Consider the following 18138-nt stretch of genomic DNA (forward strand, 5'->3'; position numbering starts at 1 on the left):
TGAGGGAATGAGCTTGTGGGCCTGGCGGTCGTGGACCGGCGCGTGGTCGGCAGGCGTGAGATGTGAGCTTGCGAGAGGAAGGTGGGACCGTGTCCGTACCGGTTATCGCGGGCCTGGGCACGGCCCATCCGCCCTCGGCCGACCAGCAGGAGTTGTGGGAGAAGTTCTTTTCCCAGCATTTCTCCGGCTCGACCCGGGCCCTGGCCGAGCGGATCTTCGCGCACTCCGGGGTGACCCGGCGGCAGGCGGCAGTCAACCCGTTGCTTGAGGACGTCTCCGACTGGCCGACCGAGCGACGGATGCTCCGTTACCAGGTCGAGGCGTTACCGCTGGGCAAGGAGGCGGTCGGCCGGGCGTTGACCGCCGCCGGACTGGACGCCCGTGACGTCGGCCTCTTCGTCGTGTGCTCGTGCACCGGGTACGCCACCCCTGGGCTGGACATCCTGCTCGCCCGGGATCTGGGCATGGCCGCGACGACCCAGCGGATGTTCGTCGGTCACATGGGCTGCTACGCGGCGCTGCCGGGGCTGGGTGCGGTGGGTGACTTCGTCACCGCCCGGGGCCGGCCCGCACTGCTGCTCTGCGCCGAGTTGACCAGCCTGCACCTGCAGCCCTCCTCGGCCCGGATGGACACCCAGCAGATCGTCTCCCACGCGCTCTTCTCCGACGCCGCGGTCGCCGCGGTGGTCGTTCCCGGTGGGCGGGGGTACGCCGTACGTGAGGTCGCCTCGGTGACCGACACCTCCACCGCCGACCACATGACCTGGGAGGTGACCGACACCGGTTTCCGGATGGGGTTGTCACCGAAGGTGCCGCAGGTGCTGTCGAGGCACGTCCGGGGGCTGGTCGACGAGGTGCTGGCCCGGCACGGCACCCACCGGTCGGAGGTGGACGGTTGGGCCGTGCACCCGGGCGGCCCGCGCATCCTCAACGTGGTGGAGCGTGAGCTGGGACTGGCACCGGCGGCGTTGGCGGCGTCCCGGGAGACGCTCGACGAGCACGGCAACTGTTCCTCGCCGACGGTGCTGTTGATCCTCGACCGCCTGTTCCGGTCGGCACCGGCACCGCGCCGCGTGGTGATGCTGGCCTTCGGGCCTGGCCTGACCCTCTACGCCGCCCTGCTGGAACGTCACGCCTGACCAGTCGACGGAGTTACTCTTCAAGGATGGACGTCGATGCCATCCCCCAGCTGCGCGGAGCACTGTTGGCCGCCGTCGGGGTGGGGGTGCTGACCCTCGGCGGCTGGTGGTGGCAGGCGCAGGCACCGCAGGCGCGAAGCGACACGGGTCTCGTGCCGGGCGGGTCGTCGTCCGTCACGTACTGGCGGGAGAACCCGGTCACCGGCGCCGTGGTGCCCGAGCCGGCGTCCTCGATGGTGATCGACCCGAGTACCGGAGCGGTGGTCGGCACGGACGGCCCACCGGTGGACGGCACCGTCACGAGTTCCGCCGTCGCGGACGGCTGGCGGGGCGCGAACGACCTGGTCTGGACCGAGTCGGCGCGGATCAGCTCCGGCGGCGCGGTGCTTCGGCAGACCCGGATGGAGCGCGGTGAGCGGCACCTGCTGTGGCTGCGCTGCACCGGCCCGGGTGAGCTGCTGGTGGCCGTCAGCGGGGCCCGGTCAGCGGCACCGATGACGATGGGCTGCGACGGTGGGCAGGTCCTGATGGAACTCACCGGCACCGGCGCAGCGGCCCGGTTGTCGTTCTCGCCGGCCGGGTCGCAGCCGGTCCAGATCGAGGCCCGGCTGGTCGTCCTCACCTGAGCAGTCCCGGCGGGGGCCTGGGCGCAGGGCGGGATCAATCGGCCAGTCGGGACAGTTCGGCGTGGTGGTCGGCGATCGAGGTGACCTCGGGTACCACCAGGGTGATCCGGCCGGTGCGGTCGGCGAGCACGGCCGTCACGCCGTGCTGACCGGCCGGCAGGTGCAGGAAGGCGCGTAGGCCGCCGGCCGGATCGGCGAGTGGTCGCACCGGTGTTCCCGGCGGTGCTGCCCGTGGCTGGGCAACCGCCACGGTGACCACGTTCACCCCCGGCGGCACCGCGGTCGCCGCTTCGGTCACCTGCTCCGGGCAGGCGCAACCGTCCACCAGCAGCACCACGACCGGCAGCAGTCCGCGTAGCGGCACCGGTGACTGCCCGCCGTCGACCAGGTCGAGCGCGGGCAGTTGGCGTCCGGTCAGCTGCGCTTGCGCCGGGTCGGGGGTGCCGGTGGCCGGTCCGGTCCGGCTGGCCCGGGGCCAGGTGACAGCGGCCAGGCCGGCGATGGTGGTCAGGACGGCGACGATCAGTACGAGCACCGGGCCGGCGGGCGGACGCCAGCGGCGGCGGTCCGCAGCCGCCCGCCGCAGCTCGCGACGGACCTGTTCGGCCTCGTCGGCCAGGGCGGCCAGATCGTCCGGGATGACCACCCGGCCCCACTCCGGCGGCAGGTCGGGCAGCCCGGGACCATCGGCGTCAGCCTTGCCCATTACGACCCCCTGGAACCTCGTGGGTGCGCGGACGCGGCACTCCTCAAGCGTCCCGCACCGGGCCGGGTACCGCTACCGCTGCCCGCGTCCGGCTGCGGCGGGATATCATGGAACGGGTGCGTAGCCCTTGATCTCCAGCGGGTGTGTCGCAGAGCCTCGGCGCTTGTTCTCCCGGATCTCCACCTCCACGACGGTGGTGTCCGGGGGTCATCCCAAAGTTACGCAACGTGTTCGAATCATCGTCTGGATGGTCTGTCAAGCCGAAGAAATACCTCTCACAGGGCCCCTGAGCTGCGCCAACGGTCAGGACAGCGGTGAGACATCGGTGCCTGAGCGTGTTACCCTAGACACAGCGAAAGGGGTTTCGAACCTATGGTTTTCAGTGTCGGCGAGACCGTTGTTTACCCCCACCACGGGGCCGCACTCATCGAGGCAATCGAGACTCGGGTCATCAAGGGCGAGCCTAAGCAGTACCTCGTCCTGAGGGTCGCGCAGGGTGACCTGACGGTCCGGGTACCGGCCGAGAACGCCGAGATCGTGGGTGTGCGCGAGGTGGTTGGCGAAGAGGGCCTCGGCAAGGTCTTCGACGTTCTCCGGGCTCCGCACACCGAGGAGCCGACCAACTGGTCGCGGCGTTACAAGGCGAATCTGGAGAAGCTGGCCTCCGGCAACCCGCTGAAGGTGGCCGAGGTCGTCCGCGACCTGTGGCGTCGCGAGCGGGAGCGAGGGCTGTCCGCGGGTGAGAAGCGCATGCTCGCCAAGGCCCGCGACATTCTGGTCGGCGAGGTCGCGCTGGCCGAGAAGAGCACCAAGGACGAGGCGGAGACGTTGCTCGACAAGGTGCTGACGGAGGCCTAGTCCGCACCGCATCGTCGTACCCGATTCGTAGCGAACAAACCGTCGAGGACCGCGACGTGACCGCGCAGCTCAACCCGTGCGGTGACGTCGCGGTCCTCGTGCCTGCGGCCGGTGCCGGCGTACGCCTCGGGCCCGGTCGACCGAAGGCACTTCGGCTGCTGGCCGGTGAGCCGCTGCTGGTGCACGCGGTCCGTCGGCTGGCCGAAGCCCCCTCGGTGCACAGCATCGTGGTGGCCGCGCCGGCGGCGGAGGTGGCGGCCGTGCGGGAACTGCTCGCACCGGTCGCTCCGGTGACCGTGGTGCCCGGTGGCGCGGAACGGCAGGCCTCGGTGGCTGCCGCGCTCGCCGCGGTACCCGCCGGTCCGGAGATCGTCCTGGTGCACGACGCGGCCCGAGCGCTCACCCCGCCCGCGCTGGTGGAGTCGGTGGCCGCGGCGGTCCGGGCAGGTCACCACGCCGTGATCCCGGTGCTGCCGGTCGTCGACACGATCAAGGAGGTCGACGCGGACGAGATGGTGCTGGGCACCGTCGACCGGGCCGCGTTACGCGCCGTGCAGACTCCCCAGGGATTCCGCCGGGCGGTGCTGACCGCCGCCCACGCCGCCGCCGGCGACGCCCTCACCGACGACGCGGGGCTGGTGGAGAAGCAGGGCTTGGCGGTGCACTGCGTGCCCGGTTCGGAGCACGCTCTGAAGATCACCAGACCGTTCGACCTGGCGCTGGCCGAGCACCTGCTGGCGACCGGGCGGTAGCGCGTACCCTCGGCTCATGATCGTTCCTCGGGTGGCCATCGGGACCGACGTGCACGCCTTCGAGGCCGGTCGGCCCTGCTGGGTGGCCGGTCTGCACTGGCCGGGGCAGGACGGCCTGGCCGGGCACTCGGACGCCGACGTCGCCGCCCACGCCGCCTGCAACGCCCTGCTCTCCGCCGCCGGCCTGGGCGATCTCGGCGCCAACTTCGGCGTCGGGCAGCCCGAGTGGGCCGGGGCCAGCGGGGTGGCCCTGCTCACCGAGACGGCCCGTCGGGTCCGCGCCGCCGGATTCGCCATCGGCAACGTGTCCGTGCAGGTGGTGGGGGTCCGTCCGAAGATCGGCCCACGCCGGGACGAGGCCCAGCGGGTGCTGTCGGAGGCGGTCGGCGCGCCGGTCACGGTCTCCGCCGCAACCACCGACGGCCTGGGCTTCACCGGGCGCGGTGAGGGACTCGCCGGGATCGCGGTCGCCCTGGTGTACGAGCAGCCGAGCGCCTAGGCTCGCCGCGATGTCCGCCGATCCGCCCGCCGCCGACGGCTACCTCGAACGTGCCACGCTCCTGGCCGAGCTGGGCCGCTACGACGAGGCCGCGGCCGAACTCGGCTTCGCGCTGGCGCTCGACCCGGCCGCCGCCGAGGTGTCGACCATGCTGGCCCGGGTGCACCTGGCCGCCGGTCGACCGACCGAGGCGCTTGCCGCCGCCGAGGCCGCGGTGGCTGCCGCGCCGGGTCAGGTGTCCCCGCTCGTCGCCCGTGGGCTGGCCCTCGGTGACCTCGAACGGTACGCCGAGGCCGCCCGCGCGGCAGACGAGATCCTGGCCCTGGGGCCGCAGGACGCGTACGCCCAGCGCAGCGCGGCGGCGATCCTGGCCGGCTCGCGCAACGGCCAGCCGGCGTTGAACGCGGCCTGGCGCGCGGTGGAACTGGCCCCCGAGGAACCGCAGGGCCACCTGGTGCTGGGCCTGGTCGCGGCCAACATGCGGATGTACGACCTGGCGGAGCGGGCCTACCGGGAGGCGCTCCGGCTGGACCCGCGCCTGGCGGAGACGGCCGACGACGTCGGGGTACTGCGGCTGGAACAGCGTCGGTGGAGCGCCGCACTGGAGCGACTTGCCGAAGCGGCGGTGGCGAACCTGCCGCCGACCGACCCGCGCCGCGCCGACGAGGTGCCGGACGAGTCGACCCGGCCGGACGCGGCCGACGACGATCCGGACCGGCCCGGACGCGACCCGGACGAGGCGGGGCGTTCGGCGGCCGGCGACGTCGACGCCAGCCGTCCCGCCGGACCGGAGGACCGTCCGGGCTGGCCGGTGCCGGGCGGAGATGAACCCACCGGCGGGCCGGTGACCGGCCCCACCGGAGAGCCGGAGCGGGGGCGTGGCGAAGCCTGGCCGTCCGGGCCGGACCACCTCGGCACCGGGCCGGTCGTGGCACGCCAGCCGGTGCCGGCGGCATTGCGGCAGTTCGTGCTCTGGGGAGCCGGCTGGTCGGCGGTGGCCGCCCTCGTGGTCGCCTGTTCGACCGCGACCGGCTCCGGATTCTCCCGGCTGCTGGCGGTGGTGGCGGCCGCTGGCGGTGGCATCGTGCTCTGGCAGCAGGCGTCCCGGCTGCCCGGACTGACCCGGACCGTGCTGCCTGTGCTGCGGCGTACCGACCGTCCGCTCGCCCTGGCCGTGTACGCCGCCGCAGCGGCACCGGCGCTGATCCTGCTCTACGCCCTGCTCGGCACCCCGTGGCCGCTGGTCCTGGCCATCGCGATCGCCACCGCCGCCCGGCTGGCGATCATCGGCCGGCCGGTGGCCTGACCGCCTCAGGGACGGCGGGCCCAGGTCCAGGCGTATCCGTCGTCCTCGCACTCCGTCGCGGCGTCGCAGAGGTCGAGCGGGCGGAAGGTGTCGACCATGACCGCCAGTTCGTCGAAGAAGTCCACGCCGATGGCGCGTTCCGCCGCGCCGGGCTGCGGTCCGTGGGTGAAGCCGGACGGGTGCAGCGAGATGGAGCCCTGCTCGATGCCGGAGCCGCGCCGCGCCTCGTAGTTGCCCCCGGTGTAGAAGAGCATCTCGTCGGAGTCGACGTTGTGGTGGTGGTACGGCACCGGGATGGCGTCCGGGTGGTAGTCGACCTTGCGGGGCACGAACGAGCAGATCACGAAGTTCGGGCCGGCAAAGGTCTGGTGCACCGGTGGCGGCTGGTGGATCCGGCCGGTGATCGGCTCGAAGTCGTGGATGGAGAACGCCCACGGGTAGAGGTGCCCGTCCCAACCGACCACGTCGAAGGGGTGGTTGGCGTAGACGTGCCGGGTCCATCCCCGACGATGGCGGACCAGCACCTCGACGTCGGTGCCGTCGACGAGCAGCGGGGTGTCCGGTCCCCGGACGTCGCGCTCGCAGTACGGCGAGTGTTCCAGGAACTGGCCGCGTACGGAGAGGTAGCGCTTGGGTGGGCCGATGTGCCCGGACGCCTCCACGGCGAGCAGTCGGGTCGGGGTGTCGCCGGTGGGCACCAGGCGGTGCACCGTAGAGGTCGGGATGATGACGTAATCGCCGGCCACCGCGTCGAGCACGCCGAACGTCGACTCGACCCGCAGGGTGCCCGCCTCGACGTAGAGGCAGTGGTCGCCGGTGGCGTCGCGGAACAGGGGCGAGGGGCGGTCGGCCAGGACGTAGGCGATCCGCACGTCGTCGTTGGCGAGCAGGTAACGCCGGCCGAGGACCGGGTCCGCGCCGGTTCCGTCGAGCTTGTGGGTACGCAGGTGCCGGGGCTTGAGCGGCAGATTCGGCATCCGCGTCACGGCCGGCGGGGTGAACTCCTCGGCGGCGACGATCGCGGTCGGGGCGTACCGGTGGTAGAGCAGGGACGAGTCGGAGGAGAAGCCCTCCTGCCCCATCAGCTCCTCGGTGTAGAGGCTGCCGTCCGGCTGCCGGAACTGGGTGTGGCGCTTGCGTGGCAGCTCGCCGACGCTGCGGTAGTACGGCATCTCGCCCTCCCGGTCCGCTGTCCGTCCGATAATCGGACGCTGTTGTCCGCTTCTTGAAGCGTCCCGTACATTCTTGTCTCGTGTCAACGCAGCTGCCCACTCTTGTCGCCGGCCTGGTCGACGACGCCGCCGTCTTCCCGCCGGGCAGCGCGCCGCTGCCCGACGCCGTGGCGGCCCACCGGCGGCACCGTGCCGCGTGGTACGCCGACCTGGTCGGCCCGCTGCTGCTGCCCGCCTCGGCGATCACGGCGGGCGAGCTGAGCGGTCTGGTCGACCCCGAGGAGAACTTCGCGATCGGGCTGATCGGTGACACCGGCGTCGACCGGCTGCCCGTCGCGCTGTCGATCCTGCCCCCACTCGGGGTGACCGCCCGACAGGTCGAGGTGCCCGTCGCGCGGCGGGGCGAGGACCCCCAACCTGGGCTGACCGAGCTGGTGAAGCTGGCCGACCGGCTGGACGGCGTCCCCGTCTACGCGGAGGTGCCGCTCACCTTCGGGTTGATGGGTGCCCTGGACGTGCTCGCCGACGCCCGTACCCGAGGGATGTCGGTCGCCGCCAAGTTCCGCACCGGCGGGCTGGCCGCCGAGCTGTTCCCGACGCCCGCCGAGCTGGCCGCGGTGATCTGCGCCTGCCGGGACCGGGAGCTGCCGTTCAAGCTGACCGCCGGGCTGCACCACGCGGTGCGGCACGTGGACCCGGAGACCGGGTTCACCCACCACGGCTTCGGCAACGTGCTCGCCGCGACCCTGGCCGCCGCCGAGGGCGCGACCGTCGCTGCCGTCGCCGAGCTGCTCACTGTGCGCGACGAGCGCCCGCTGGTGCAGGCGGTCGACGGCCGGCACGACGCGGCGCGCCCGCTGTGGGTGGGGTTCGGCTCGTGCAGCATCGTGGAACCACTTACCGATCTGATCCGGCTCGGGCTGGTGAACGGAGGCTTCGAGGCATGAGCGAGAGTCAGCCAGCGAGCTGGGTGCCGGGTGCGGCGGGTTCCGGGTACGGGGTGCACCACCTGCCGTACGGGGTGTTCCGGGTGGGCGACGACGAGCCGCGCATCGGCGTACGCGTCGGCGACCTCGTCCTGGACCTGGCCGGCGCGGAGGCCGCGGACCTGGTGCTGGCCGGTGGCGCGCTGTGCCGGCCGACGCTCAACGCGTTCCTGGCGCTCGGTCGTCCGCAGTGGACCGCGGTGCGGGATCGGATCACCGAGCTGCTGACCGACCCGACGCACCGGGCGGCGGTGGAACCGCTGCTGGTGCCGGTGGACGAGGTGCGGATGGAGCTGCCCTTCGAGGTGGCCGACTACGTCGACTTCTACTCCTCGGAACACCACGCGTCGAACGTCGGCCTGATCTTCCGTCCCGGCCAGCCGCCGCTGCTGCCGAACTGGAAGCACCTGCCGATCGGCTACCACGGCCGGGCTGGCACGGTCGTGGTCTCCGGCACCCCGGTGGTGCGTCCACAGGGGCAGCGACCCAGCTCTGACGGGCCGACGTTCGGCCCGTCCGCGCGGCTCGACATCGAGGCCGAGGTCGGGTTCGTGGTCGGGGTGCCGAGCCCGCTCGGCCGCCGGGTGGCCGCCGCCGACTTCGCCGATCACGTCTTCGGCGTGGTGCTCGTCAACGACTGGTCGGCACGGGACATCCAGGCGTGGGAGTACCAGCCGCTCGGGCCGTTCCTGGGGAAGTCGTTCGCCACCTCGGTCGCCGCCTGGGTCACCCCGCTGGACGCGCTGCGCGACGCGTTCGTCGCCGGCCCGGCGCAGGATCCGCCGGTGGCCGACTACCTGCGCGACGAACCGCACCAAGGGCTGGACCTGCGGCTGAAGGTGCTCTGGAACGGGGAGCCGGTCAGCGAGCCGCCCTTCGCCGACATGTACTGGACCCCCGCCCAGCAGTTGGCGCACCTGACCGTCAACGGCGCCTCGCTGCGCACCGGCGACCTCTACGCCTCCGGCACGGTCTCCGGCCCTCGACGCGACCAGGTCGGCTCGTTCCTGGAACTCAGTTGGGGCGGCACCGAACCGGTCTCCGTGGGCGGGACGGAGCGCACCTTCCTGGCCGACGGCGACACGGTGACGATCACCGCCACCGCACCGGGCCCGGACGGCACCACCCTCACGTTGGGCGAGGTCACGGGCACCGTCCTGCCAGCGAACTGACCTGAACCCGACAGCTGTCCTTGATCGCACAGCGGGTGCGATCAAGGACCGTCACCGTCTTCGTTGATCGCCTCGGAATTCCGTCGCCATGCCGCGCCGGGCCGGCCGGTGCCCCCCTTTTCCGGTCGGCCCGGTCCCGGGTGGCGCAACGTCGAGACTGAGGGAGATGACGACGATGCACGATCTCGTGGACGCGGTCTGGCGGACCAGCAGCCGCTCCAACGACCAGGGTCTCTGCGTGGAGGTGGCCGACAACCTGGCCGCCGTCCGCGGTGTGGTGGGCATCCGCGACTCGAAGGACCAGACCGGGCCGGTGCTCGTGGTGAGCCCGCCGGGCTGGACCGCGTTCGTCGACGCGATCCGGGACGGCCGGTTCGTCGGCTGATGCCAGCAGCAGGGGGTCTCCGGCGGAGGATTCTCCGTACGGGGACCCCGAGCCACGCTCACGCCGCGTACCGTCGGTGCCACGGGAGGTGGCATGTCGACCGTTGCGGTCAACGGCGTGGTCGCGGCATCCGCGGCCGATCTGTGGCGGGTGCTCACCGACCTGTCCCGCCCCAGGTGCGGTGATCGGCCCGTGCAACTGCTGACGCCGGGTACGTTCGGCCCGGGCACGTCCTGGCGGGAGATCCGCAGCCGACCGGGCGGCGGCACGATGGCCGAGGAGTTCGTCGTGCTGGCCGCCGAGCCGCCCCGGCGGCTGGTCCTCGGCTCGCCCGGTGACGGCGTCGACTACCGGATCACCTGGACGCTACGGGACATCCACCGTCGCGGACGCCGCTACGCCTCCGTGACGGTGACGGTGCGGGCTCAGCCGGCCGCGGTTGCCGGCCGCGCGCTGGCACTGTTGCTCGGCGGGTTGGCGGTGCGAGCCGCGGAGCGGGTGCTGCGGCAGGACATAGCCGCCCTGGCCGCCGCAGCCAGTGCCCGCCACGCCGACGTCGCCTGACCCAGCGCGCCGCACGCCTCCGTAACGCCCGGACCCGCGCGGGCGGGGCGGCTCGGGGGCGGGGGCGGGCCCGGAGGCGGCTGGGTAGGGTGCCGTGCGGAGGTGCGGCATGGGGTGGGCGGCGGGTCGGCGGCGGATCGTGGCGGCGGTGGCGGCGGTGGGTGTCGCCGCGGCGGCCGGGATCATCGCGTACCGGGTCCTGGCGCCGGCGGAGGTGAGCACCCCTGCTCGGGACGACTACCCGGCGCGGAGCATGCCTGACCCGGGGGTGACCGGTCGCCTGCCGGTCGCTCCGCTGATCGTCGACGGTCGGCTACGGGTGTACGCCGCCCCTCGGCAGGTGTACGCCGACCAACCGGTCGACAGCCGCAGCCGACGTACCCCGTACTGGTCCTTCCGGCGCTGGCCGGCGAGCCTGGACGCGGTGGTGGCGAGCGGGACGACGGTGGTGAGCCGGTGGTCGGACGGGCAACTCGTGGCGATCGACGCGCGTACCGGTCGGGTGGCCTGGCGGGCGGCCGGGCCGGAGCCGGCGGCGGAGCGGATGGCGCGACGCACCGGCACGGCGGTCGTCTGGCGGCCGAGCGGGCTCACGGTGAGCCGGACGGCCGACGGCCACCACGTGGTCGTCAGCTCCGGCGACGGCGCGGTCCAGGCGGTCGACCTGGCCGATGGCGGACGGCTGTGGCGGGCGGCGGTGCGCTCCGGCTGCCGGGAGCCGGTGGGTGCCGGCTCGGGTGGTCGGCTGCTGACCGTGGACGACTGCGACGGGCCGGCGGTGGTCGAGTTCCGGGACACCGCGACCGGTGTGGTGACGGCCAGGTGGCGACCGCCGGACGCCGGTGACGAGCTGACCGCCACGTTGCTCGGCTGCCGGCCGGACGGTGACGGCTGTGCCGCGCTGCGCACGTCCCGCCCCGGCGACGGGCCCGCCCAGGGTTGGTTGCTCGGCCCGGAGGCTCCGGTCCAGGTGCCGGCGCTGGACGGCCCGGGCACCGAACTGGTCGACGGGACGGCGGTGAGCCTGGTCGACGGGGTGCTCATCGGCGAGACCGTTCCCGGTGGCGAGGAGCGCTGGCGGGTCGAGGTCGGTCCGGGGCGGGTGATCGCGGTCCAGCCCGGTCGGGTGCACGCGCTCACCGAGGCGAACGAGCTCGTCACGGTGGACCCCGCCACCGGTACGCGACTGTCCGGCTTCGTTCTCGACATCGGCTCCGACGGCACCGGCTGGGTGCCGGGCGACGCGTACGCGGCCGCCGGGTTCGTGGTGGTGGAACGGCTGCGTCCACCGGTCGATCCCGATGCTGACGACCAGCGGTACTACCTGACCGCCGAATCGTTGATAGTCGCCGCTACGTGACAATCAGCGGTGCGGTCAGCTCGACAAAACGGACATAAGTTACTTATAGTCCCACTGTGCGTCTCTTGGCAGCCCTGCTGGGCGTGATCGTCATCCTTGTCGCCGCCGCTCCGGCGGAGGCCGCCGCCCCGACCGGGCGGACCGTCCGGTTGGCCGCAACGCCGGGGGTGGACATCACCGTGCCGGCCGCGGTCAACCTCGGCACCGCCTTCGTCGGCGGGGTGTTGACCGGGCCGCTGGGTCGGGTCGAGGTGACGGACGTCCGTGGCCCGATCAACCCGAACACCTGGGTGGCGACGGTCTCCGCCACGATCTTCACCACCGGCGGGGGTGGGGCGCAGCGGACCATCTCCAACGCCTCGGTCTTCTACTGGTCGGGGCCGGCGGTGCAGAGCACCGGCGGCGGCACCCTGGTGCCCGGGCAGCTCACCCAGGCGCAGGCGGTGGCGCTGAACGTGACCCGCGAGGCGTTCCGGAAGACCTCCGGCAACGGCAACAACCGGGTCGCCTGGAACCCGAGCCTGCGGATCGTCGTGCCGACCGGCATCGTCGCTGGCACCTACACGGGCACGATCACCCACTCTGTAGCCTGATAGGTGATTTGCCCATTAATGCCAAGTATAGCCGATTTCTCGGCTCGAGCGTGATCGGCATGAGGAAGCCACTTCTTACCCTGACCGCCGCCGCGGCGGCCGTGGTGGCCCTGGCGGCACCCGCCGCCGCCCCGTCCGGCGACACCATCGTGACCTTCACGGTCGCCACCGCGAACCTGGACATCTCAGTCCCGGCATCGGTGAACCTCGGCGCCGCGTTCGCCGGTAACTCCATCACCGGCGAACTGGGCAACGTCACCGTCACGGACAGCCGGGCCGCCCTGAACGCCACCTGGACGGCCACGGTGAGCAGCAGCTCGTTCACCACCGGCACTGGCACTCCCGAGGAGACGATCCTGCCAAACCTGGTCGAGTACTGGTCGGGAGGGGCGATCTCGACCACCGGTACCGGCACCTTCGTGCCCGGCCAGCCCACCCAGGCCGATGCGGTCACGCTGAACGTGCCACGGGTCGCCTTCTCGAAGACCTCCGGCGCCGGCAACAACTCCGCGACCTGGGCACCGGACATCCGGATCACCATCCCGGGGGGAGCGGTCGGTGGCTCGTACTCGGGGGTGATCACCCATTCGGTGTCATGACCGCGTCAGCGCCCTCGCCCTGGCCGTGACCCTTTTGGTCACGGCCGGGGCGCCGGCGTCGGCCGCAGCCGGGGCGGTGCCGGCGCCCCGGGCGGTGACCCGCGCCGAACCGGCACCACCCGATGTCGTCGACCTGCCGGCGGCCGACCGGCGAGACGGTCGATCCAAGCCGCCGCAGCCGACCGGCAGTGCCTCGCCGAGCCCCAGCGGTCCTGCCGTGTCGGTCGGGGTGCGCCTGCTCGACGCACCGGTGAACCGCCGTGACGACTCCCGGGCGCACAAGTACATCGTCGACCACGTGAAGCCCGGCACCACGATCAAACGACGCATCGTGGTCAAGAACTCCTCGGAGGTCCAGCGCAAGGTCGCGCTCTACGCCGCCGCGGCGACGGTGACGAAGAAGGGCTTCGTCATCGCGCCGGACCGGACCGAGAACGAGCTGAGCAGTTGGATCCGGGTGGAACCCGATGAGGAGGCGCTGGCCGCCGGTGAGGAGGTGGAGGCGCTGGTCACGATCCGGGTGCCGCTCGCCGCCGAAGCCGGCGAGCGGTACGCGGTGGTCTGGGCCGAGATCTCGGGCACGGACGGCCAGCAGATCCGCAACGTCGGTCGAGCCGGCATCCGGGTCTACCTGTCGGTGGGTCCGGGCGGGGAGCCGCCGTCCGGCTTCCAGATCGGGCCGCTGACCGGCCTGCGGGAGCCCGACGGTACGCCGGTCGTCACCGCCGACGTACGCAACACCGGCAAGCGGGCGCTCGACCTGGCCGGCGAACTCCGGCTCGCCGACGGGCCGGGTGGGCTGTCCACCGATCCGGTCCGGGTCGAGGCCGCGACGCTGCCCCTGAACGGCAGCACCACCGTCCGTATCGCGCTCGACTCCCGCCTGCCCGACGGGCCCTGGTCGGCAAAGCTCGACCTGGCCAGCGGCTGGACGAAGCGCAGCGCCAGCGGCAGGGTCAGCTTCGGCGGCGCGACCGTCCCGGCGGCGGCGAGCGCCGACCGGTCGAGCGGGGTGCTGGCCGGCGGACTTGTCGCCTCGGGGCTGGTGCTGGCGCTGCTGTTCGGCTTCGCCTACCGGCGGCGGTCGCAGCAGCGGGAGCCGGTGCCGCAGGGGTAGGAGACTCGGGCCGGTCCGCTGGGGGATGGCGGACCGGCCCGGTAACTCCTCGGTGCGTTCGGGGCGTCAGCTCAGGGCGGCCTCGGCCGCGGCCAGGAAGGCGTCGTTCTCGGTCGGGGTGCCGATGGTGACCCGCACTCCGTCGCCGGGGAACGGACGGACGATCACGCCCCGCGACTCGCACGCCTTGCCGAACTCCACCGCCCGGTCGCCCAGCGGAAGCCAGACGAAGTTCGCCTGGCTGGCCGGCACACCGGGGACGAGCTTGGTCAGCGCCTCACCGACGCGCTCGCGTTCGGCCACCACCAGCGCGCACCGCCGGCGTACCTCGTCGGCCTGGGCCAGCGCGGCCAACGCGCCCGCCTGGGCGGCCATGCTGGTGGAGAACGGCGTGACGACCTTGCGGACCGCCGCCGCCACCTGCGGCTGGGCGACCAGGAAGCCGATCCGCAGACCGGCCAGGCCCCACGCCTTGGACAGGGTGCGCAGCACCGCGACGTTCGGCCGGTCGGCGTAGTCCAGCCCGTCCGGCACCTCCGGGTCCGTGACGAACTCGCGGTACGCCTCGTCGATCACCACCAGCACGTCGTCGGGTACGGCGTCGAGGAAGCGGTCCAGCTCCGCTCGGCGTACCGCGGTGCCGGTCGGATTGTTCGGGTTGCAGACCAGGATCATCCGGGTGCGGTCGGTCACCGCCGCGGCCATCGCCGCCAGGTCATGCCCGTGCCCGGCGTCGTTGGGCACCTGCACGCTTGTCGCGCCGCTGGTCGCCGCGATGATCGGGTACGCCTCGAACGAGCGCCACGAGTAGACGAGCTCGTCGCCGGGCAGGCAGGTGGCGCGGACCAGGTGCTCGGCCAGCGCCACCGAACCGCAGCCCGTCGCCACCCGGTCGACGTCCACCCCGTACCGCTCGGCGAGCGCCTGGCGGAGCGCGACCACGCCCATGTCCGGGTAGCGGTGCACGCCGGCGACCGCCTCGGCCACCGCCTCCACCACGCCGGGCAGCGGGCCGTACGGCACCTCGTTGCTGGCCAGCTTGATCGCCTCGGGCAGGCCCAGCTCACGGGCCAGGTCGGCCGGACTGCGCCCGGGCACGTAGTTGGGCAGCGCGTCCAGGTCGGCGCGGGTCAGCCGCACCGCCGCCTGCTGTCGTCCGTCGGTCATGAGGTCTCTCCCGGTGGGTTGGCGCGGTCGTCGGGGGTACGGGGAAGCTGAACCACCACGGTCTGCGCCCGCTTGTCGTGCAGTGCCTGCCGCAGCGGATGGTCGAACAGCGGTGAGAGCGCGTCGATCAGTTGGAGCAGTAAGCCGAGGCCGCAGCAGTACCAGAGCAGCGTGGGCAGGCCGAGAGTGTTCCAGCGGCGCAGCGCCCGGCCGAAGCCCAGGGGCGCGTCCGCCTCGACCGGCACCGCCCGGACCCGCAGCAGCCGCTTGCCGAAGGTCTGCCCGCTGGCGGCCATCGACGGCACCTCGTACGCCAGCCAGAGCGCGGTGGCGATGAGCAGGATCGTCACCACCAGCGCGCCGGCCTGATCGCCGGCGGCGGGCAGCGGGTCGGTGGTGCGGTCCTGGGACTGCACCCGGCGCCAGAACTCGTCCAGCGGTGCGGAGAGTTCCTGGAGGTAGCGCCAGACGAACCAGCCGTTGACCAGGGCGTTGAGCAGGAAGACGATGCCGAAGTCGATAAGCCGGGCACCCAGCCGGGCGCCGAACGAGGCGAGCGGCATGCCGTGCGGCCGGGGTGCCGGCGGGCGTCCGGGCCAGGTCGGGTACGGCCAGCCGGGCGGCGGCCCCTGCGGCGTGTCACCTGTCGGCCAGGCCGGTCCACCCTGCGACGACGCTGGGCCGCCTGGCCAGCCGGGCGGCGGACCGTGTGGCGCTGCCCCACCACCGGGCCAGCCCGACGGCGAGCCCTGGGGAACGGTGGCCGACGGGGTACCGGCGGCGGGGACGTCGGGCGTGGCAGGTGTCGAGGTGGCTGCAGGCGAGGTCGGCTCCGGTGCCGGCTCGGGCTCGGGCGGGGGTGGGCCCTCGGGTGGCGTGGCGTCCACCGGGATGGGCGCGCCGATCCAGCCCTCACCGTCCCAGTACCTGCGGGTTTCCGGGTCGGCGGGGTCGACGTACCAACCGGGTGCCACGCTCACGGCGCGGCCTCGCTGCGCTCAGTCACCTCGACACCTTAACGACGACGGTCCCGGCGAACTTGTCGTGGAGGCACTGCTGCCAGGGCTTGTCCCACAACTGCCAGAGGCCGTCGACGTAACTGCCGGCGGGCACCAGCGACCCGCCCACGAACTCCACGAGGTATCGCTTCCCCGCCATCCGTCGATCGAGGGTGCCGGTCGGATCGAGCGGAACCACCTGGAGGCCCATCACCTTCTTGCCCAGAGTCTGGCCGGTCCGCTTGAGGTACTCGACGTGGTACAGCCAGTAGATGCCGAACATGATCACGATGGACGCGGCCTGGAGCAGCAGCATCGGCAGCAGGATCTCCACGACGAACAACCCGGGCTCCGCCACGGTGCCGTCCGGGTTGGTCTCCGGATTCACGTCCAGGATCCGGGCCATGAAGATCACGAAAAGCGGCACGAACACCACCAACAGGGCAGCGACGACGACTGCGGTGTCGATCAGGTAGGCCAGCAGCCGGTCACCGAAGCTGGCCAGCGGCCGCCCACCCGGCCCCAGCACCGGCGGTGGCGGCCCGGCAACCCACTGCGGTGGCGGCTGACCTGGGGGCCAGCCCGGCGGCGGCTGACCCGGCGGCCAGCCGGGCGGCGGGCCACCGGGGACGCCCGGTGGGGGTGGCGAGCCGGCCCAACCTGCGGGGGGTGGGGCGTACTGCGGCGGGAGGCCGGTGGGCGGCGGGGCGTCACCGGCGGCGGGTGGCGGCCCACCGATCGGTGGGCCGCCACCCGCCGGCGACGTGGGGTGGGGTGGGGGCTGGGTCACGCTCGACAGTGTTACAGGTTGCCGCGCTTCTCCTGCTCCCGCTCGATGGCCTCGAAGAGCGCCTTGAAGTTGCCCTTGCCGAAGCCGAGCGAGCCGTGCCGCTCGATCAGCTCGAAGAAGACGGTCGGCCGGTCCTGCACCGGCTTGGTGAAGATCTGCAGCAGGTAGCCGTCCTCGTCCCGGTCGACCAGGATCTTGCGGGACTTGAGTTCCTCGATGGGTACGCGTACCTCGCCGATGCGGGCGCGCAGCTCCGGGTCGTCGTAGTACGAGTCCGGGGTTTCCAGGAAGTCGACGCCGGCCGCCCGCATCGCGTCCACGCTGGCCAGGATGTCGTTGGTGGCCACGGCGATGTGCTGGGCACCGGGGCCCCGGTAGAACTCCAGGTACTCGTCGATCTGCGACTTCTTCTTGGCGATGGCCGGCTCGTTGAGCGGGAACTTCACCTTGCGGGTGCCGTTCGCGACGACCTTGCTCATCAGCGCCGAGTAGTCGGTGGCGATGTCGTCGCCGATGAACTCGGCCATGTTGGTGAAGCCCATGACGCGGCGGTAGAACTCGACCCACTCGTCCATCCGGCCCAGCTCGACGTTGCCGACCACGTGGTCGACGGCCTGGAAGAAGCGCTTCGGCTGGATGCCGGCGTCGATCATCGGCTGCCGGTCCACGATCGGGCCGCGGGCGACGAAGCCGGGCAGGAACGGACCGGTGTAGCGGGACCGGTCGACGAGCGTGTGCCGGGTGTCGCCGTACGCGTCGATGACCGCGAAGCGGACCGTGCCGTGCTCGTCGGTCAGGTCGGTCGGCTCGGTCCGGCCGTTGGCGCCCTGCTGGACGGCGTGCGAGTAGGCCGCGTCGACGTCCGGCACCTCCAGCGCGATGTCGATCACGCCGTCGCTGTGCTTCGTCACGTGTTCGGCGCCGGGTGCGTCGGGGCGTACCGCGCCGGTCAAGACGAAACGGGCGGAACCGCTGGTCAGCACGTACTCGGCGTAGTCACGGTAGCCCTGCTCCGGCCCCCGGTACGCCACGCAGGTCATGCCGAACGCCGTGGAGTAGTAGTGCGCCGCCTGCTTGGCGTTGCCCACCATGAAATGCACGTAGTCGAGGCCCTTGACCGGGAACGGGTCCTTGCTGGTGTCGTGGTCGACGGCGCCGACGAGAGCGTCGACGTCCACCTCCTCGGTCGGCTGGGGTCGGTCGATCGCCTGGGTCATGGTGGCCTCCCTCGCGTACCGGCCGGCCTGGTGGGCCGACGGGATCGTGTGCTGTGTGCCGAGCATCGCGGTGACCGGGCGCACTGGGCAACCCTCACGGCATACGCTGGTCAGGTTGCACAAACGGTATGG

At 72.5% G+C, this 18138-nt stretch carries 19 protein-coding genes and 1 pseudogene; 14 read left to right on the forward strand and 6 right to left on the reverse strand.

Annotated features, from left to right (window positions below; genetic code table 11):
• The first annotated feature begins 89 nt into the window (after nt 1–89).
• Nucleotides 90–1139, forward strand: a complete 1050-nt coding sequence (locus O3597_RS27570) for a 3-oxoacyl-[acyl-carrier-protein] synthase III C-terminal domain-containing protein (protein WP_164448603.1) — start codon at nt 90–92, stop codon at nt 1137–1139.
• A gap of 26 nt (nt 1140–1165) precedes the next feature.
• A complete protein-coding gene (locus tag O3597_RS27575) occupies nt 1166–1765 on the forward strand; it encodes a hypothetical protein (protein WP_164448602.1) in 600 nt (199 codons plus the stop codon).
• 34 nt (nt 1766–1799) lie between these two features.
• On the opposite strand, the gene O3597_RS27580 is transcribed toward O3597_RS27575, so the two are convergent.
• Nucleotides 1800–2471 (reverse strand): hypothetical protein, encoded by a 672-nt coding sequence (locus O3597_RS27580; RefSeq protein WP_281602850.1) that lies wholly within the window; start codon nt 2469–2471, stop codon nt 1800–1802.
• 372 nt (nt 2472–2843) lie between these two features.
• Between O3597_RS27580 and O3597_RS27585 the strand changes: the two genes are divergently transcribed.
• From O3597_RS27585 to O3597_RS27600, 4 genes and pseudogenes are all read left to right on the forward strand, one after another.
• Nucleotides 2844–3329, forward strand: coding sequence for a CarD family transcriptional regulator (locus O3597_RS27585; protein WP_007073334.1), 486 nt, complete (start codon nt 2844–2846; stop codon nt 3327–3329).
• A 56-nt stretch (nt 3330–3385) separates the two neighbouring features.
• The gene (ispD, locus tag O3597_RS27590; RefSeq protein WP_164448601.1) at nt 3386–4081 is read left to right on the forward strand and encodes a 2-C-methyl-D-erythritol 4-phosphate cytidylyltransferase; all 696 of its coding nucleotides are present in this window, start codon (nt 3386–3388) and stop codon (nt 4079–4081) included.
• A gap of 16 nt (nt 4082–4097) precedes the next feature.
• Nucleotides 4098–4580: a 2-C-methyl-D-erythritol 2,4-cyclodiphosphate synthase gene (gene ispF, locus O3597_RS27595; protein ID WP_164448600.1), complete on the forward strand. Its 483-nt coding sequence runs from the start codon at nt 4098–4100 to the stop codon at nt 4578–4580.
• 10 nt (nt 4581–4590) lie between these two features.
• Nucleotides 4591–5205, forward strand: a pseudogene (locus O3597_RS27600) (tetratricopeptide repeat protein); the annotation flags it as partial.
• Between the two features lie 686 nt (nt 5206–5891).
• On the opposite strand, the gene O3597_RS27605 reads toward O3597_RS27600, so the two are convergent.
• Entirely contained in the window at nt 5892–7058 is a 1167-nt protein-coding gene (locus O3597_RS27605) for a homogentisate 1,2-dioxygenase domain-containing protein (protein ID WP_164448598.1), read from the reverse strand.
• Between the two features lie 80 nt (nt 7059–7138).
• Between O3597_RS27605 and O3597_RS27610 the strand changes: the two genes are divergently transcribed.
• From O3597_RS27610 to O3597_RS27645, 8 genes are all read left to right on the forward strand, one after another.
• Entirely contained in the window at nt 7139–8005 is an 867-nt protein-coding gene (locus tag O3597_RS27610; RefSeq protein ID WP_164448597.1) for a hypothetical protein, read from the forward strand.
• Nucleotides 8002–9216: a fumarylacetoacetase gene (gene fahA / locus O3597_RS27615; protein ID WP_164448596.1), complete on the forward strand. Its 1215-nt coding sequence runs from the start codon at nt 8002–8004 to the stop codon at nt 9214–9216. The genes O3597_RS27610 and fahA overlap by 4 nt, the downstream gene beginning before the upstream one ends.
• A gap of 175 nt (nt 9217–9391) precedes the next feature.
• Nucleotides 9392–9601: a DUF397 domain-containing protein gene (locus tag O3597_RS27620; protein WP_164448677.1), complete on the forward strand. Its 210-nt coding sequence runs from the start codon at nt 9392–9394 to the stop codon at nt 9599–9601.
• A 93-nt stretch (nt 9602–9694) separates the two neighbouring features.
• Nucleotides 9695–10165 (forward strand): SRPBCC family protein, encoded by a 471-nt coding sequence (locus O3597_RS27625; protein WP_164448595.1) that lies wholly within the window; start codon nt 9695–9697, stop codon nt 10163–10165.
• Between the two features lie 109 nt (nt 10166–10274).
• Complete coding sequence (locus tag O3597_RS27630; protein WP_281602851.1) at nt 10275–11525, forward strand: PQQ-binding-like beta-propeller repeat protein; 1251 nt, start codon at nt 10275–10277, stop codon at nt 11523–11525.
• Between the two features lie 56 nt (nt 11526–11581).
• The gene (locus O3597_RS27635) at nt 11582–12118 is read left to right on the forward strand and encodes a hypothetical protein (protein WP_281602852.1); all 537 of its coding nucleotides are present in this window, start codon (nt 11582–11584) and stop codon (nt 12116–12118) included.
• Nucleotides 12119–12177: 59 nt separating this feature from the next.
• Nucleotides 12178–12717, forward strand: coding sequence for a hypothetical protein (locus tag O3597_RS27640; RefSeq protein WP_281602853.1), 540 nt, complete (start codon nt 12178–12180; stop codon nt 12715–12717).
• Nucleotides 12718–12742: 25 nt separating this feature from the next.
• Complete coding sequence (locus tag O3597_RS27645) at nt 12743–13834, forward strand: hypothetical protein (RefSeq protein WP_281602854.1); 1092 nt, start codon at nt 12743–12745, stop codon at nt 13832–13834.
• Between the two features lie 66 nt (nt 13835–13900).
• Here the strand turns inward: O3597_RS27645 and hisC are convergent, their stop codons facing one another.
• From hisC to hppD, 4 genes are read right to left on the reverse strand one after another with little or no spacing between them, the layout of a single operon-like run.
• Nucleotides 13901–15001 carry a histidinol-phosphate transaminase gene (gene hisC / locus O3597_RS27650; protein ID WP_164448593.1) on the reverse strand — a complete coding sequence of 367 codons (1101 nt, stop codon included), beginning with the start codon at nt 14999–15001 and terminating at the stop codon, nt 13901–13903.
• Nucleotides 14998–15981: an RDD family protein gene (locus tag O3597_RS27655; protein ID WP_281602855.1), complete on the reverse strand. Its 984-nt coding sequence runs from the start codon at nt 15979–15981 to the stop codon at nt 14998–15000. The genes hisC and O3597_RS27655 overlap by 4 nt, the downstream gene beginning before the upstream one ends.
• A 22-nt stretch (nt 15982–16003) precedes the next feature.
• Entirely contained in the window at nt 16004–16789 is a 786-nt protein-coding gene (locus O3597_RS27660) for an RDD family protein (protein WP_281602856.1), read from the reverse strand.
• A gap of 11 nt (nt 16790–16800) precedes the next feature.
• The gene (hppD, locus tag O3597_RS27665; protein ID WP_164448590.1) at nt 16801–18006 is read right to left on the reverse strand and encodes a 4-hydroxyphenylpyruvate dioxygenase; all 1206 of its coding nucleotides are present in this window, start codon (nt 18004–18006) and stop codon (nt 16801–16803) included.
• Nucleotides 18007–18138: the final 132 nt, after the last annotated feature.

The organism is Verrucosispora sp. WMMA2044 (genome assembly GCF_027497155.1).
GTDB classification, from domain to species: domain Bacteria; phylum Actinomycetota; class Actinomycetes; order Mycobacteriales; family Micromonosporaceae; genus Micromonospora; species Micromonospora palythoicola.